General features: G+C 69.6%; 16 protein-coding genes. 9 read left to right on the forward strand and 7 right to left on the reverse strand.

The genetic code is table 11. From position 1 onward, the window contains the following. Positions 1–224 precede the first annotated feature (224 nt). The gene (locus DFR50_RS07540; RefSeq protein ID WP_113888593.1) at positions 225–611 is read left to right on the forward strand and encodes a hypothetical protein; all 387 of its coding nucleotides are present in this window, start codon (positions 225–227) and stop codon (positions 609–611) included. A 189-nt stretch (positions 612–800) separates the two neighbouring features. Here the strand turns inward: DFR50_RS07540 and DFR50_RS07545 are convergent, their stop codons facing one another. Continuing rightward, positions 801–1,574, reverse strand: a complete 774-nt coding sequence (locus DFR50_RS07545; RefSeq protein WP_113888594.1) for a transporter substrate-binding domain-containing protein — start codon at positions 1,572–1,574, stop codon at positions 801–803. A gap of 18 nt (positions 1,575–1,592) precedes the next feature. Next, on the reverse strand, positions 1,593–1,976 hold the full coding sequence (gene cpdR / locus DFR50_RS07550) for a cell cycle two-component system response regulator CpdR (RefSeq protein WP_113888595.1): 384 nt from the start codon (positions 1,974–1,976) through the stop codon (positions 1,593–1,595). A 155-nt stretch (positions 1,977–2,131) separates the two neighbouring features. Between cpdR and DFR50_RS07555 the strand changes: the two genes are divergently transcribed. Continuing rightward, entirely contained in the window at positions 2,132–3,019 is an 888-nt protein-coding gene (locus DFR50_RS07555; RefSeq protein ID WP_113888596.1) for an N-formylglutamate amidohydrolase, read from the forward strand. Between the two features lie 403 nt (positions 3,020–3,422). Further along, complete coding sequence (hisN, locus tag DFR50_RS07560; protein ID WP_113888597.1) at positions 3,423–4,244, forward strand: histidinol-phosphatase; 822 nt, start codon at positions 3,423–3,425, stop codon at positions 4,242–4,244. Between the two features lie 80 nt (positions 4,245–4,324). On the opposite strand, the gene DFR50_RS07565 is transcribed toward hisN, so the two are convergent. Continuing rightward, complete coding sequence (locus DFR50_RS07565; protein WP_170153095.1) at positions 4,325–5,020, reverse strand: ParB-like protein; 696 nt, start codon at positions 5,018–5,020, stop codon at positions 4,325–4,327. A gap of 186 nt (positions 5,021–5,206) precedes the next feature. Between DFR50_RS07565 and leuS the strand changes: the two genes are divergently transcribed. From leuS to DFR50_RS07595, 6 genes are read left to right on the forward strand one after another with little or no spacing between them, the layout of a single operon-like run. Continuing rightward, the gene (gene leuS / locus DFR50_RS07570) at positions 5,207–7,852 is read left to right on the forward strand and encodes a leucine--tRNA ligase (protein WP_113888598.1); all 2,646 of its coding nucleotides are present in this window, start codon (positions 5,207–5,209) and stop codon (positions 7,850–7,852) included. Then, the gene (locus tag DFR50_RS07575; protein ID WP_113888599.1) at positions 7,839–8,354 is read left to right on the forward strand and encodes a hypothetical protein; all 516 of its coding nucleotides are present in this window, start codon (positions 7,839–7,841) and stop codon (positions 8,352–8,354) included. Before leuS ends, DFR50_RS07575 begins: the two co-directional genes overlap by 14 nt. 42 nt (positions 8,355–8,396) lie before the next feature. Then, on the forward strand, positions 8,397–9,344 hold the full coding sequence (locus tag DFR50_RS07580) for an ABC transporter permease (protein WP_113888600.1): 948 nt from the start codon (positions 8,397–8,399) through the stop codon (positions 9,342–9,344). Next, the gene (locus tag DFR50_RS07585) at positions 9,341–10,171 is read left to right on the forward strand and encodes an ABC transporter permease (protein WP_113888601.1); all 831 of its coding nucleotides are present in this window, start codon (positions 9,341–9,343) and stop codon (positions 10,169–10,171) included. Before DFR50_RS07580 ends, DFR50_RS07585 begins: the two co-directional genes overlap by 4 nt. Further along, complete coding sequence (locus DFR50_RS07590; RefSeq protein WP_113888602.1) at positions 10,168–11,145, forward strand: ABC transporter ATP-binding protein; 978 nt, start codon at positions 10,168–10,170, stop codon at positions 11,143–11,145. The genes DFR50_RS07585 and DFR50_RS07590 overlap by 4 nt, the downstream gene beginning before the upstream one ends. Next, complete coding sequence (locus DFR50_RS07595) at positions 11,142–12,107, forward strand: oligopeptide/dipeptide ABC transporter ATP-binding protein (protein WP_113888603.1); 966 nt, start codon at positions 11,142–11,144, stop codon at positions 12,105–12,107. The genes DFR50_RS07590 and DFR50_RS07595 overlap by 4 nt, the downstream gene beginning before the upstream one ends. 1,069 nt (positions 12,108–13,176) lie before the next feature. On the opposite strand, the gene DFR50_RS07605 is transcribed toward DFR50_RS07595, so the two are convergent. The 4 genes from DFR50_RS07605 to DFR50_RS07620 form a co-directional block, all read right to left on the reverse strand. Next, positions 13,177–13,569, reverse strand: a complete 393-nt coding sequence (locus DFR50_RS07605; RefSeq protein ID WP_113888605.1) for a type II toxin-antitoxin system VapC family toxin — start codon at positions 13,567–13,569, stop codon at positions 13,177–13,179. Next, positions 13,566–13,796, reverse strand: a complete 231-nt coding sequence (locus DFR50_RS07610; RefSeq protein WP_113888742.1) for a FitA-like ribbon-helix-helix domain-containing protein — start codon at positions 13,794–13,796, stop codon at positions 13,566–13,568. Before DFR50_RS07610 ends, DFR50_RS07605 begins: the two co-directional genes overlap by 4 nt. Before the next feature lie 101 nt (positions 13,797–13,897). Continuing rightward, a complete protein-coding gene (rnhA, locus tag DFR50_RS07615) occupies positions 13,898–14,350 on the reverse strand; it encodes a ribonuclease HI (protein ID WP_113888606.1) in 453 nt (150 codons plus the stop codon). After that, the gene (locus tag DFR50_RS07620) at positions 14,347–15,312 is read right to left on the reverse strand and encodes a homoserine kinase (RefSeq protein ID WP_113888607.1); all 966 of its coding nucleotides are present in this window, start codon (positions 15,310–15,312) and stop codon (positions 14,347–14,349) included. The genes rnhA and DFR50_RS07620 overlap by 4 nt, the downstream gene beginning before the upstream one ends. Positions 15,313–15,366: the final 54 nt, after the last annotated feature.

Below are 15,366 nucleotides of genomic sequence, written 5' to 3' on the forward strand. Positions count from 1 at the left end.
TTGCGAACGGCGCGTGCGCAACCGGGGGCGTCGACCGTGCCTGCGCGGCGGCGGGCGCACGCTTCCAGCGCGCCCCGCGCCTGCCGCCTCGCTCCTTTCCCGAGGCGCCCGCCGAGTTCTCGGCAGAAGGAAGGAACCTCCGATCGATTCGCGGGTTGCTCGCACAAGGCGCGCCCGCTTCGAGCGCCGCGCCGGGACCATCATCGAACGAAAGGGAGATCGCCATGTCTTGCAGAGGCATCTCGGCCATCGCATTCGGCGTCGCCGCCCTCGCCTTATGTCCGCTTCAGGCCGCCTATGCGGATTCCGCGCCGCCGGCCGGCGCGTCCACGCCATCGCTCAGCGAACCGGCGCCCACGCCGGGCTGGGTGGAAGGCAGTCCGTCGTCGAGCGAAAGCGCGACGACCGCCATCCATCAGCGCCCGCGCGTCCACGTCCGTCACCTCGGCTATCGCGACGAGCATAGACGGGCGCGCGGAAACAACGTGTTGGCCGACGCGGCCAACGGCGTGGTGGGCGGCGTCGCCGACCTCGGGTCCGTCGCCGCCTATCCGATCTACTGTTTTCCGAACTATGGCCGCTGCTCGGTACGCGTGCCCTACCGCTACTGAGCGAGCGTCCACCCCGGACAAGGCCAGGCGGTGACCGGGCGGCGCCGGCGCCCGGCCCGTATGCGCCGCCCTTGCGCCCCGCGGCGAGGCGTATCCGACCGGAGAGGTGGAAGACGCGGGCGGGGCCAAGCGTGGCAAAGTCAGAACGCATCGGCGCGCGTGAGGGTTTGCGCGCGGGCCGCGGACGCGTCAGGGGAGCCACTTCGTCTCGAGCGCCTCGAGCGCTCCTGTGTCCTTCATCTTGCGCAACCAGCGGTCGACGGCGGCCTCGAGCGCTGGATCGGGCGGCATCCAATAAGCTTTTTGCGCAACCTCGAACGGCGTCTCGGGGTGGATGGCGCACAGCGTCCCCGGATGCAGCGTCTGCTGGAGCCGGGTTTCCGACGCGTCGGTGATCATCACGTCGGCGCCGCCGGCGGCGAGCGTGTCGAAGATCGAGGCGTTGTCGGGCTGGACCACGATCTCGGCCTGATGAAGTCGGGCCCGGTCGAAGCGCTCGTTGGTCCCGCCGGGATTGACGATCACCCGCACGCCCGGTCGGTCGATGTCGGACAGCGTCTGATATTTCGACCGGTCGGCGCATCGGGCGATCGGGGTCTTGCCGTCACGAAGATAGGGGTCGGAGAAGACGCCGATCGCCTGCCGCTCGGGGGTGATCGAAACGCCGCCCATCGCGATGTCGAAGGCGCCGCTCTGAAGGTCGTGGGCGAGGTTCGGCCAAGTGGTGGGAACGAAGGCGACCTGGACGCCGAGCGCCTCGCCGAGCGCGCGCGCCATCTCGACGTCGAAGCCGGAGCGGTCGCCCGCCTTGTCGAGAAACGTGTAGGGCTTGTAGTCGCCGGTCGTGCCGACCCGGATCACGCTGGCGGCGACGATGGCGTCCAGCCGGGAGGAGTCCGCCGCCGCCGGAACAGCCGCGGCGGCGAGAGCGATCGCGATCGCGATCCTTTGCGCAAGGCGCATCGCTCTTGCGGCGCGCCGTTACGCCGCCCGCAGAAGCCGCTCGACCTCGGAGACCAGTTCGCGCAGGTGGAACGGCTTCGACAGGATTCGCGCGTCCTTCGGGGCGTTGTTGTCCGGGTTGAGCGCCACCGCGGCGAAGCCGGTGATGAACATGACCTTGATCTCAGGGTCGAGTTCGGTCGCGCGCCGCGCGAGCTCGATCCCGTCCATCTCCGGCATGACGATGTCGGTGAGCAAGAGCTCGAACGGCTCCTCGCGCAGTCTGTTGTAGGCGGACATGCCGTTGTCGAACGATGCGACCGCATAACCGGCGTTCTGCAGCGCCTTGACGAGGAAGCGACGCATGTCATTGTCGTCCTCGGCCAGCAGAATCTTGGCGGAAATCTCGACCGGCGTTTGCATATGGGTCCCCTGCTTCGGCTTGCACCTTGCGGCGCCCCGGGTAAAAATTCCTTGAAAAGGGGCGAGGGTTTCTGGCGCCTCCGCCGGTGGCTCGCAAATATGTTAAAAGGGATGCGCGCGCCAAGAGCAAGCGCGTCCTTCGCCACGGAGCACCGATGAACGACCTGGAGAGGGCTGAACTGGCTGAATTCGATCCTCCCGCGGAGACGATCGAACCGGAACGTCTGACCTCGCCGCTCGTCTTCAGCTCGCCGCACTCGGGCCAGCGCTATCCCGACCGTTTCCTCGAGGCCTCGCGCCTCGATCCCCTGACCCTGCGAAGGTCGGAGGATTCCTTCGTCGACGAGCTGTTCTTGCCCTGCGTGGCGCTCGGGGCGCCGATGCTGCGGGCGGTGTTTCCGCGCGCCTACCTCGACGTCAACCGCGAACCTTACGAACTGGACCCGAAAGTGTTCGACGGGCCGGTGCCCGATTACGCCAACACCCGCTCACTCAGGGTCGCCGTCGGCCTCGGCACCATCCCGCGCGTCGTCGGCGACGCCCAGCCGATCTACAAGCAGCCGCTGCCGGTCGGCGTCGGGCTGGCGCGGATCGAGGTTCTCTACCGCCCGTACCATGCGCGGCTCGAGGCGCTCGTCGCCCGCGCCCGCAAGCGGTTCGGGCGGGCGCTGCTGATCGATTGCCATTCCATGCCGAGCAACGCCGCCGACGTCGGCGGCTGGGACATCGTGCTCGGCGACAGGTTCGGCGCGAGCGCCGCTTCGATCGTGATCGAGACGCTGGAGACGAGCCTGCGCGACTCGGGCTACAGGGTCCGGCGCAACAAACCCTTCGCAGGCGGCTACATCACCGAGCATTTCGGCGCTCCCGCCGAGGGAGTCCACGCCGTGCAGATCGAGATCGCCCGGGCGATCTACATGGATGAGCGGAGAATCGTTAGGAACGAACGCTGGAGCCGGCTGTCCCACGACCTTTTCGCGGCCGCCCGGGCGCTCGACAGCGAGTTCAGCGGCGCCCGATCCGCGCGCCTCGCGGCCGAATGATCGCGCCGCGGCGCACAAAACCAGCGGTCGGAGGGGGCTCCTCAGCCGTCCCGGCGGGGGGCTGCACAAAAAAGGAGGCCGCCATGTTGCCACGGCGGCCTTCAGTCTAGGGAGGAAACGCCCAAGGAGGGCATATGCGGCAGATCATGCCGCACCGCAACAATATCGGCGGCTCAGACCGCTCTTGCAAGTGTTTTCTTCCTCCTTTACGCGGGGCGCTGTGGAAGGCGTTCCCGGCGAACCGGCCGGTCAGAGCGGACCTGGTCGTCGATTCGCGAAGAATGCGCTCAAATTCAGAGCGTTACTCGCCTGATTGGTGGTTATGGGCGGTTGAGCTCATTTAAGAGGGGATATCAGACATGCGCAAACAGCATGCCTCTGGCCGCTGCGTCCGGGGCGGATCATGACCGCGGTGGATTTCGCCAGCTTCGTCGAGCGCCTGGCGCAGGTTTCCGGCGACGTGATTCTGCCGTTTTTTCGCAGCGCGATCGGGGCGGAAGACAAATCCCGCGGCGGCGTCTTCGATCCGGTGACGGAAGCCGATCGCGGCGCCGAGGCGGCGATGCGGCGCCTGATCGGCCAGACCTTTCCGGCGCACGGCGTCATCGGCGAGGAATACGGCGTCGACCGCCCGGACGCCGAATACGTTTGGGTGCTCGACCCGATCGACGGCACCAAGAGCTTCATCTCCGGCATGCCGACCTGGGGGACCCTGATCGGGCTCATGCACAACGGCCGGCCGGTCTACGGCATGATGGCGCAACCCTTCACCCGCGAGCGCTTCACCGGCGACGGCAAGCGCGCCCGCCTGCGCACCCTCGCCGTCAGCCGCGGCGATGCGCCGCCGTCCGACTGGACGACCCGCGCGTTGCGGACCCGCCCCTGCGCCTCGATCGCCGAGGCCACCCTCTCGACCACCCATCCGGCGCTGATCCGCGACCCGGCCGACCGCGCGGCCTTCCATCGGGTCGAGGCGCAAGCGCGGCTCTCCCGCTATGGCGGCGACTGCTACGGCTATTGCGCGCTCGCCGCCGGTTTCATCGACGTCGTCATCGAAACCAACCTGAAGCCGCATGACGTCGTGGCGCTGGTGCCGATCGTCGAGGGCGCGGGCGGAATCATGACGACCTGGGAGGGTGACGAGGCCTCGAAGGGGGGGCGGATCGTCGCCGCTGGCGACCGGCGCGTCTACGAAGAGGCGCGCGCCCTGCTGACGTCGGTCTGACGGGCCGCCGAAGTCGAGGGGCGGGGCCCGCGTCAGCGACAGCCCTTCGATAGACGTCGACCAGCCTGCACGGGCGGGAATCAGGCGGATTTCGGGGTCTTGCCCGTGCCGGTCTTGCCGGTCTTGCCCGCGGCTTTCACGGCGGCGGCGGGCGCATAGGCATGCGGGCCGCACCAGCCGGGCAGGTAGTCGGCCTCGCCGAGCCTCGCGAGCGCCTGCGCCTCGGCGACGGAGGCCTCGAAGTCCGTCTTGATGGTCTTGGCCTTGATCCGCGCCCGCAGGTAATCGGCCCAGAGGAATTCGGCGAACGGCGCCGAGTCCTTGGCGAATCCGCCGCTGTTGCGCAATGCGCCAGCGAGCGAACGATAAGGGTCGTCCTCCATCCCGGCCACGGTCTTGGGCAGATCGGCGAAGGGACGCCTGACCCCCTTGGCGTCATAGGGGTGCGTCCAGCCCTGGAAGCTCATCATGTTCCAGAAGAGGTCGTCCGGCAGGCGTCCGAGATCGGCGACCAGAGTGACGAACACGCTCTCGACCCCCTCCTCGTGCAAGGCGAGGGCGAGATGATGGTGGTCGATGAGATAGCGCCGGCCCCCCGGTCCGATGACGGTCGGAACCATGTGCTGGCCGAGGAACTTCGCCAGATCGGTCGATGTGTTCGTCTTCCAGGCGTCGCGCTTGCGGCGCACCTCCTCCATCCCGACCGTCATCTGCGTCGGCCGCAGGCTGAGGATCGGGGTGGGGTGCAGGACCGGATCTCGGGCGTTGACGGACAAGGTCGACTCCTTCGTGCGCAACGTCGCAGACCTGTCATGTTTGCGCGGCGCAGTCGAGCGGTTTCGCCTTCCGCCGCCGATCGGGAGGGCCCGCGGCGCCTGCGTCAATTGACCCTCCTGTCAAATCATGATTTGTCCGCCGCGAATTCCAGACCCGCGGCCTTCTTCATGCGAGACCACCCGGCGATGCGCCCTGAACGCTACAACATGCGCGAAGCGGAAGCGAAATGGCGCAAGGCCTGGTCCGAGGCGGGCGTCTTCAGGACGCTGAACGCCGATCCGCGGCCGAAGTACTACGTCCTGGAAATGTTCCCTTATCCGTCCGGCCGCATCCATATGGGGCACGTGCGCAATTACGCGATGGGGGACGTGGTGGCGCGGTTCCGACGCGCCCGCGGCTTCAACGTCCTGCATCCGATGGGCTGGGACGCCTTCGGCATGCCGGCGGAAAACGCCGCCATGAAGAACAACACCCATCCGGCGGCCTGGACCTACGCCAACATCGATTCGATGCGGGCGCAATTGCAGTCGATGGGCCTGTCGCTCGACTGGTCGCGCGAGATCGCCACCTGCGATCCGAGCTACTACCGCCACCAGCAGAAGCTGTTCCTCGACTTCCTCGCGGCGGGGCTCGTCGCGCGCAAGAAGTCGAAGGTCAACTGGGACCCGGTCGACCACACCGTGCTCGCCAACGAGCAGGTGATTGACGGACGCGGCTGGCGCTCGGGCGCGGTGGTCGAGCAGCGCGAACTGACGCAGTGGTTCCTCAGGATCACCGATTTTTCCGAGGACCTGCTGTCCAGCCTCGACCGGCTCGAGCGCTGGCCGGAAAAGGTGCGCCTGATGCAGCGCAACTGGATCGGCCGCTCCGAGGGGCTGATGGTCCGGTTCGTCATCGATCCGGCGTCGGTCGGCGCGCTCGAGGGCGAGCCGGGAACGAACGAGCTCGAGATCTACACCACCCGCCCCGACACCCTGTTCGGGGCGAAGTTCATGGCGATCGCCCCAGATCACCCGCTGGCGGCCGCAGCCGCGCGCCACGATCCGAAGCTTCAGGCCTTCATCGAGGAGTGCCGAAGAGTCGGAACCTCGGTCGCGGCGATCGAGACCGCGGAGAAGAAGGGTTACGACATCGGCCTGAGGGTCTTCCATCCCTTCGATCCCGAGTGGCGCTTGCCCGTCTATGTCGCCAACTTCATCCTGATGGACTACGGCACCGGCGCCATCTTCGGCTGCCCGGCGCACGACCAGCGCGACCTCGACTTCGTCAACGTCTACGGTCTCGGCGCGACGCCGGTCGTCTGTCCGCCGGACGTCGATCCGGCGACCTTCACCGTCAACACGGTCGCCTACGACGGCGACGGCGTGATGATCAACTCGCGCTTCCTCGACGGCATGACGATCGAGGCGGCCAAGGAGGAGGTCGCGCGCCGGCTCGAGGCGGTCACGATCGGCAACGCGCCGCAGGCCCGGCGCCAGGTGAACTTCAAACTGCGCGACTGGGGAATCTCGCGCCAGCGCTATTGGGGTTGCCCGATCCCGGTGATCCATTGCGAGGACTGCGGCGTCGTGCCCGTTCCCGAGACGGACCTGCCGGTGCGGCTGCCAGAGGACGTGACCTTCGATCAGCCCGGCAACCCGCTCGACCGCCATCCGACCTGGAAGCACGTCGCCTGTCCGCGCTGCGGCAAACCGGCGCGGCGCGAGACCGACACGATGGACACCTTCGTCGACTCGTCCTGGTATTTCGTCCGCTTCACCGATCCGACCAACGAGACCGCTCCGACCGACCCGGCGGTGGCGAACCACTGGCTGCCGGTCGATCAGTACATCGGCGGCATCGAACACGCGATCCTGCATCTGCTCTACTCGCGCTTCTTCACCCGCGCGATGCGCAAGTGCGGTCACGTCGGGATCGACGAGCCGTTCGCCGGTCTCTTCACTCAGGGGATGGTGGTGCACGAGACCTACCGCGACGGCTGCGGGCAGTGGGTGGCGCCGAATGAGGTCCAGATCGACGCTGAGGGCGGCGCGCGGCGCGCGATCATGATCGACACCGGCGAGCCGGTCGAGATCGGCCCGGTCGAGAAGATGTCGAAGTCGAAGCACAACACCGTCGACCCGGACGAGATCATCGAGACCTACGGCGCGGACACCGCGCGCTGGTTCATGCTGTCCGATTCGCCCCCCGAGCGCGACGTGATCTGGACCGAGGCCGGCGTTCAGGGCGCCTACAAGCAGACGCAGCGGCTGTGGCGGCTCGTGTGCGAGATCGAGCGCGTCGTCGGGCCCGAGCGCCCGGCCCGTCCGCAGGCGTTCGGCGAGGAGGCGAAGCGCATCCGGCAGGTCGCCCACGCGGCGCTGGCCCGGATCGAGGACGAAATCGAGAAGCTGCGCTTCAACGTCTGCATCGCCCAGATCTACGAATTCGCCAATGCGCTGTCCTCCGCCGTCGGCGCGATCGACGCCGCGCCGGTCGCCGACGATCTGGCTTATGCCTTCGCCGAAGCCGGCGACATTCTGGTCCATTGTTTTGCGCCGATGATGCCGCACCTGGCCGAGGAGTGCTGGGAGGTTCTCGGCCATGACGGCTTCGTGTCCGGCTCGCCGTGGCCCGAAGCCGATCGCGGGCTGATCGTCTCCGACAGCGTGACCTATGTCGTCCAGGTCAACGGCAAGAAGCGCGGCGAACTGACGCTTCCGCGCGAGGCCGGCAATCCGGCGATCGAAAGTTCCGCCCTCGCTCTCGACGCGGTCGCCCGCGCGATGGATAACAAGCCCGTCCGCAAGGTGATTATCGTTCCGAACAGGATCGTCAATGTCGTGGTCTAGGGTTGCGTCGTCGCTCGCCGCGCTCGCGCTCGCGTCGGGGCTGGCCGGCTGTTTCCAGCCGCTCTACGGCGAATCGGCGCATCCCGGGCTGGTCGAGGACCTGCGCGCGATCGAGGTCGCGCCGATTCCCGCCCGCATCGGCCATTATCTCGGCGAGGACCTGATCGCCGACCTCAACGGCACGGGCCAGACGGCGGCGACGCCGAAATATCGCCTGACGGTGGCCGTTTCCACCGGCACGCAAACGCCGACGGTCAATTCCGAGATCAATGTCGCCACATCCGCCACGATGACGGGGGACGCGACCTATTCGCTGACCAAGGTCGACGGCGGCGCGGAGGTGGTGAAGGGCGCGGCCAGCGCCGCGGCGGCCTACGACCGCACGACTCAGCGTTACGCCGACCTGCGCGCGGCGCGCGACGCGGAGATCCGCCTCGCCCGCGCGCTGTCGCAGGAGATCTCGCTGCGCCTCGCCTCCGCCCTCGCCGCCAAGACGCCGTAGCGCCTTGCGCCGGCTTCGCGTTCCGCACTAGCCTCGCGACCGATGGCGCTTTTTCTCCTGCAGCGGTTGGCGGTGCTCGCGGCGACTCTGGTCGTCGCGTCGCTGGTGGTGTTCGCCGTGATGGAAATCCTGCCGGGCGACGCGGCCGAGACGATGCTCGGGCCGACCGCGACGCCGGAGGCGGTCGCGGCGCTGTCGCACAAGCTCGGCCTCGACCTCCCGCTGTCGGTCCGCTACGCGCGGTGGATCGCCGGACTGGCGCGCGGCGATCTCGGCGTCTCGGCCGCCTACGGCTCGGCGATCGCGCCCCTGATCGGGGCGAGCCTGCTCGTCAGTCTTCCGCTCGCCGCCATGGCGATGGCGCTGGCGGCGGCGATCGCGCTCGCCGCCGGAGTCTACGCCGCCGACCGGCGCGGGCGCGCGGGCGACGCGGCGGTCATGGGCCTGACCCAGATCGGCCTCGCGGTGCCGAATTTCTGGCTCGCGATCCTGATGGTGATCGTGTTCGCGGTCACGCTGCGCCTGGTTCCCGCCGGCGGCTTCCCCGGCTGGGGCGATCCCGCCCGGGCGGTCGCCGCCCTGATCCTGCCGGCGATCGCGCTCGGCGTGGCGCAGGCGGCGATTCTCACCCGCGTCACGCGGTCGGCGCTGCTCGAGGCCCTGAACGAGGACTACATGCGCACCGCGCGCGCCAAGGGCTTGTCCCGCCGCGCTGCGCTCTGGCGCCACGCCCTCCCGAACGCGCTCGTTCCGGTGCTGACGATCATGGGCCTGCAGTTCGCCAACCTGATCGCCGGCGCGATCGTGGTCGAGAACGTGTTCGTCCTGCCGGGCCTCGGCCGCCTGATGCTGCAGTCGATCTCGAACCGCGACACGCTGGTGGTGGAGGACGGCGTGATGCTGATCGCGGTTCTGGTGATCGGGCTCAACTTCCTCGTCGACGTCGCCTGCGCGGCGATCGACCCGCGGCTGAGGCAGCGCGCCGCATGAGGGTCCTGTTGCGCGGGAACTTCAGTCTGTGGCTCGGGGCGGTCCTGACCGGCGCCCTGCTGCTGATGGCGGCGGTTTCCCTCGTCTGGACGCCGTACCCGCCCGCGGCGATCGACATTCCCCACAAGCTCGCGCCGCCGTCGCTCGCGCACTGGTTCGGCGCCGACGCCCTCGGCCGCGACGTGGCCTCGCAGATTCTCGCCGGGTCGCGCGTCTCGATCCTGGTCGGGGTCGTGGCGGTCGGGATCGGGCTCCTGTTCGGCGTCGCGCTCGGGCTGTTCGCCGCGTTCCGGAAGGGCGTCGCCGAGGACGCGATCATGAAGGCCTGCGACTTCGTGTTCGCCTTTCCGGCGCTCTTGTCGGCGATCATGCTGACCTCGGCCTTCGGCCCCGGCGTGGTCAACGCGATCGTCGCGATCGGCGTCGCCAACGTGCCGATCATCGCCAAACTCACCCGCGCCACCGCCAATTCGGCGCTCGCGCGCGAGTACGCGCTCGCCGCGCGCGCGTCGGGGCGCGGGCCTGTGGCGATCGCCTTCGACCACGTGCTGCCCAACATCGCGCCCGCCCTGATCGTCCAGGCGACGATCCAGTTCGCGATCGCGATCCTCGCCGAGGCGGCGCTCTCTTATCTCGGGCTCGGCGCGCAGCCGCCGCAGCCGTCGTGGGGCCGGATGCTGTCGGACGCGCAGACCGTGCTCTACAACGCGCCGCGCCTGGCGATCTATCCGGGCGCGGCGATCGCGCTCAGCGTGCTCGGCCTCAACCTGCTCGGCGACGGCCTGCGCGACGCCCTCGACCCGAAGCTCAGGGCGCGCCGGTCGTGACGCTGCTCGCGGTCGAGGACCTGACTGTCGACCTGCCGGCGGCGGACCGCGCGGTCCGCCTCGTCGACGGCGCGACCTTCCGCCTGCGCGCGGGCGAGAGCCTCGGCGTGGTCGGCGAATCGGGCTCCGGCAAGACGATGACCGCGCTGGCGCTGATGGGGCTTCAGCCGCCGCTGGCGCGGGTCGGCGGCTCGATCCGCTTCGAAGGCCGCGAGCTCGTCGGCCTCGACGAAGACGCGATGCGGCGGATCCGCGGCGATCGGATCGCGATGATCTTTCAGGAGCCGATGACGGCGCTGAACCCGCTCGTCCGGGTCGGCGCGCAGGTCGCCGAGCCGCTCGTCCTGCATCGCGGCATGAGCCGCAGGGCGGCGGGGGCGGAAGCGGCGCGGCTGCTCGCGCACGTCCGCCTCGCCGATCCGGAGCGGGCGGCGCGGGCCTATCCGTTCGAGCTCTCGGGCGGCGAGCGGCAGCGGGCGATGATCGCCATGGCGATCGGCTGCTCTCCGCGCCTCGTCATCGCCGACGAACCGACCACTGCGCTCGACGTCACCGTCCAGGCGCGCATTCTGGCGCTGCTCGACGGTCTGCGCGCCGAATCGGGGATGGCGCTGATCCTCGTCAGCCACGATCTCGCGGTGGTGGCCGGCCATTGCGACCGCGTCGCCGTCATGTACGGCGGGCTGATCCTCGAGAGCGGGCCGACCGACGTCGTGCTGCGCCGCTCGCGCAACCCCTATACGCGGGCGCTGCTCGAGGCGCGGCCCGAACCCGGCGCGCCGCGCGGCGCGCGGCTGAAGACGATCCCCGGCTCGCCGCCCCACCACCGCGACGTCGGCCCCGGCTGCCCGTTCGCCGGCCGCTGCGCCCTGACCCTCGACGTCTGCCGCAGCGCGCGCCCGCCGGCGATCGCCTTCGCCGCCGGCCACGTGTCGCGCTGCTTCCGGGCGGCAGAACTCGAGGACGCGGCGTGAGCGCGGCCCCGCTGCTCGACGTCGCCGACGTCCACAAGGCCTACCGGCTGCCGCGGCCGCGGCCGTTCGCGGCGCACGGCTTCAAGCCCGCGCTGAGCGGCGTCAGCTTCGCGGTGATCGCCGGACGGTCGTTCGGCGTCGTCGGCGAATCGGGATCGGGCAAGTCGACGCTCGCCCGCATCGCGCTCGCCCTCGACCGGCCCGACGCGGGGGCGGTCCGGCTCGAGGGGCGGTCGCTGTTCGACCTCGGGCGCCGCGATCTGCGCGCCCAGCGGGCGCACATGCAGATGATCTTCCAGGACCCCTTTGGCTCGCTCGATCCGCGCATGCGGGTGGAGCGGATCATCGCCGAGCCGCTGGCGGCGCAGGGGGGCGTGTCGCGGGCGGAGCGGCGCGCCCGCGTCGCCGCCCAGCTTCAGGCGGTGGGCCTGAGGCCCGGCGACGCCCAGAACTATCCGCACGAGTTTTCCGGCGGGCAGCGGCAGCGGATCGCCATCGCCCGCGCCCTGATCACCCGGCCGAAGCTGGTGATCGCCGACGAGCCGGTGTCGGCGCTCGACGTGTCGGTGCAGGCGCAGGCCTTGAACCTGATGACCGACCTGATGCGCGACGCGGGCGTCACCTTCCTGCTGATCAGCCACGACCTCGCCGTGGTCGCCCACATCTGCGAAACCACGGCGGTGATGTTCCGCGGAAAGATCGTCGAGGCCGGGCCGACGGCGGCGCTGTTTGCGTCGCCCGCGCACCCCTACACCCGCGAACTGGTCGACGCGACGCCGCGGCTCGACCGCGCGCCCAAAGCCGCCGCGCCGCTGTCCGCCCCGCCCGCGCCCGCGAGCGGCCGGGGCTGCCCCTACGCCCCGCGCTGCCCGCAGGCGCGGCCGCGCTGCGGCGAGGACGCCCCGGCGCTGACCGAGGCGGGCGAGGGGCGGCGCGTCGCCTGCTGGTTTCCGCTCGGCTGAACGGGCTGCGTCCGAGCCGGTTTTCAGCCTTTTCAGGGGTTTGCGACGGAATTTCCGGGCGACTGTCACTCCCGGGGCGAGCGAAACGATCCCTTGCCCGTCATCGCGAGGAGCGAAGCGACGCGGCGATCCAGGGGGGGCACGGCGAATATGGCGACCTGACGCGCACCGCCGCTCCTCAGCGTCCGTGGATGCGGCTCTGGATCGCCACGTCGCCCTTCGGGCTCCTCGCGATGACGGGCAACGGCGCCCTCGTAGGGAGAGACCGGCGACGACTTCCGGTTCCGCGCTCTCCCGGCCTCTTTCCTTGCGGAAGACGGTCGCCGAGGCGCTTGGTCGGTCCGCAGCGCTCGCGTCCCGGGTCCGCTCTTCGCGACCCTGGACCGCCAGGGGGAGGAGACCGGCACATCGGCTCCGGAAACGAGAGTTTTCAGGACCTTGCGGCCCGTTTTGGTTCCGCACGTAACTCCCAAGCCGGCAGCGAACAGCGCCGTCATCGCGAGCGAAGCGAAGCGATCCAGGGCCGCTGGGCTGCTGTTGCGCCCTCTGATCGTCCCGCCGCCCTTCGTTGCGAGCAGAAGACGGAGCGATTTTTTCCGCAGGAGGCAAGCGGCGGCATGGGTTGCTTCGTCGCTTCGCTCCTCGCAATGACGGGGTTGGCAGTTACTTCCGCACGCGCCGCCGCTCGAAGCCGTGACGGCGGTCGAACTCGCGCGCGATCCCGGCCACGGGGCCGATCGCCGCGAGGGTCTCCCCCGCCATCGCGCCGAAGCCGACCGGGAGCGTTTCGCCGAGCCGGCGCGTGGGCGCCGGGATGAACCAGCGGTCGCCCCGGCGCCCGGCCTTTTCGGGGCGTGGGCGCGGCGGAGGGCGCCCGTGGGAGAGCGACGGAGTTCGGACAAGGGCGGCCTCGTTGCTGCCTTGTAAGAACAAATATAGAACAAACCAGCGAGGCCGGCAAGGACTTGTCGAACGCGAGCTCTTCAGATCGACCGGGCGAGCGTCACCGAGAAGCCCCCGAAAACGGTGGGCGTCGCGCCGACGATCGTCCGGGGTGAAGCCGACGCCTTCACAAGACTTCCACGCGGGCTCGGAGACCCGGAGCGGCGGCGAGGCGGCGGTCGCGGGTGACGAGGGGCGCGTCGAGCGCCTCGGCGAGCGCGACATAGGCGGCGTCATAAGCGGTCAGATTGGCGCGTAACGCCCAAACGCGGGGAAGGAGCGCGTCATGCGGCCAGCGTGCGAGACGCAGCGCGCCGAGGTCGTCCAGCGCTTCGCGACCGCGGCCTGCCGGCATCTGTCCTCCACGGACGTAGCGACGCAGGACCTGCGCGATCTCGAGATCGACGAGATGGGGAGCGTGCAGGGCTTCTCCGGCGGAGAACAGTCGCTCCTCGACCGCCGACGCGGCCGGCGTGCGCAGGAGGAACTCCAGGAGCGCGGACGCGTCGACGACGATCACCGGCCGTCGCGCTCCTCGCGCACGGCTTGCGCGGGCTCAGGCGTCGGCGACACCGGCGCGCGCTCGGCGAGGCGCGCGCGCAACTCGTTGATCGTCGGCCGCTCGGCCGCCTCGGCGATCTCGGTCAGGAGATAGTCGGACAACGACTTGCCGGCGATCGCGGCGCGCGCCTTGAGCTTTCGATGCAGGATTTCCGGAACGTTGCGGATCTGGATCATCGTCGACATGCGAAAAAGATGGTCGCATGCGACCTGCAAGTCAATTGTCACCGCTGGCCGTCTTGCGCCGGCGGACCATGACCACGTTCACTGGACCAAGTCCGGGAGAGTCAGCCCCGGCGCCGCCCCAGGAACGGCGCCATGCCGTCGCGCGCGAGCCGGTCGGCGCGCTCGTTGAGTTCGTCGCCGGCGTGCCCCTTGACCCACAGCCAGTCGACGTCGTGGCGCTGGGCCGCGTCGTCGAGGCGGCGCCAGAGGTCCTCGTTCTTGACCGGCTTCTTGTCGGCCGTGCGCCAGCCGTTGCGCTTCCAGCCCTTGAGCCAGCCGGTGACGCCGCCGCGCAGATACTGCGAATCGGTGTGCAGGCTCACCGGGCACGGACGCTTGAGCGACTCGAGCGCCGCGATCGCCGCCATCAGCTCCATGCGGTTGTTGGTGGTGAGCTGTTCGCCGCCCTTCAGCTCCTTCTCGTGCTCGCCCCAGCGCAGCACCGCGCCCCAGCCGCCCGGGCCCGGGTTGCCCGAGCAGGCGCCGTCGGTCCAGATCGCCACCCGTTCCGTCACCGGACGAGGCCGTAGTCGGCGGCCGAGCGCACGCGCTGGTGGAAGCGCAGCTTGTCGCGATATTCGAGCGGGTTCTTCGGCGCGACCTTGGCGCCGGCGGGCACGTTCAGCCAGTCGACCAGCCGCGTCAGCAGGAACCGCAGCGCGGCGCCGCGCGCGAGCAGCGGCAGCGCCGCGACCTCGTCGTCGCCCAGCCGGCGCACCCGCTCGTAGGCCGAGATCAGCGCCTGGCCCTTCGACACGTTGAAGGCATTGTCCGGCTCGAAGCACCAGGCGCTCAGACAAATGGCGAGGTCGTAGGCGAAGGCGTCGTTGCAGGCGAAATAGAAGTCGATCAGCCCGGACAGTCTTTCGGCGAGAAAGAACACGTTGTCGTTGAACAGGTCGGCGTGGATGACGCCGCCCGGCAGGCGGTTCGGCCAGCGCGCCGCGAGGAAGGCGAGTTCGGTCGCGGCCTCGTCCCGCAAGCCCGGCGCCACCGAATCGGCTTGCGCCTCGGCGGCGTGGAACAGCGGCGGCCAGCCGGCGAGCGACAGCGCGTTTTCCCGCCGCAGGGAAAAGTCCGCGCCCGCCAGGTGCATCCGCGCCATCGCCTCGCCGACGCCGGCGCAGTGCCGGACATTGGGCCGGCGGATCCACAGGCCGTCGAGAAAGGTGACGATCGCGGCGGGACGGCCCGCGAGCGTTCCCAGCGCCTCGCCCGCCCGGTTGCGCACCGGCTGCGGGCAGGTCACGCCGCGCCGGGACAGATGCTCCATCAACCCGACGAAGAACGGCAGGTCCGCCGCCGCGACGCGCTTCTCGTACAACGTCAGGATGAATTGGCCCTTCGTCGTGCGCAGAAGAAAATTGGAGTTCTCGACGCCCTCCGCGATGCCCTTGAACGAGACGACCGAGCCGACGTCGTAGAGGGCGAGAAATTCGGTCAGCGCCTCGTCCGAAACCTCAGTGTAAACGGCCATGCGGAGCTTTTGCAGGTGCGAAGGGAAGACTCGGACCGCTTAGCGGGGCGGGCA

The organism is Roseiarcus fermentans (assembly GCF_003315135.1).
Classification (GTDB): domain Bacteria; phylum Pseudomonadota; class Alphaproteobacteria; order Rhizobiales; family Beijerinckiaceae; genus Roseiarcus; species Roseiarcus fermentans.

Coding starts and splice junctions, on each gene's coding strand:
- DFR50_RS07540 (WP_113888593.1), top strand. CDS start 225: ATGTCTTGCAGAGGCATCTCGGCCATCGCATTCGGCGTCGCCGCCCTC.
- DFR50_RS07545 (WP_113888594.1), bottom strand. CDS start 1,574: ATGCGCCTTGCGCAAAGGATCGCGATCGCGATCGCTCTCGCCGCCGCG.
- cpdR (WP_113888595.1), bottom strand. CDS start 1,976: ATGCAAACGCCGGTCGAGATTTCCGCCAAGATTCTGCTGGCCGAGGAC.
- DFR50_RS07555 (WP_113888596.1), top strand. CDS start 2,132: ATGAACGACCTGGAGAGGGCTGAACTGGCTGAATTCGATCCTCCCGCG.
- hisN (WP_113888597.1), top strand. CDS start 3,423: ATGACCGCGGTGGATTTCGCCAGCTTCGTCGAGCGCCTGGCGCAGGTT.
- leuS (WP_113888598.1), top strand. CDS start 5,207: ATGCGCCCTGAACGCTACAACATGCGCGAAGCGGAAGCGAAATGGCGC.
- DFR50_RS07575 (WP_113888599.1), top strand. CDS start 7,839: ATGTCGTGGTCTAGGGTTGCGTCGTCGCTCGCCGCGCTCGCGCTCGCG.
- DFR50_RS07580 (WP_113888600.1), top strand. CDS start 8,397: ATGGCGCTTTTTCTCCTGCAGCGGTTGGCGGTGCTCGCGGCGACTCTG.
- DFR50_RS07585 (WP_113888601.1), top strand. CDS start 9,341: ATGAGGGTCCTGTTGCGCGGGAACTTCAGTCTGTGGCTCGGGGCGGTC.
- DFR50_RS07610 (WP_113888742.1), bottom strand. CDS start 13,796: ATGTCGACGATGATCCAGATCCGCAACGTTCCGGAAATCCTGCATCGA.
- DFR50_RS07620 (WP_113888607.1), bottom strand. CDS start 15,312: ATGGCCGTTTACACTGAGGTTTCGGACGAGGCGCTGACCGAATTTCTC.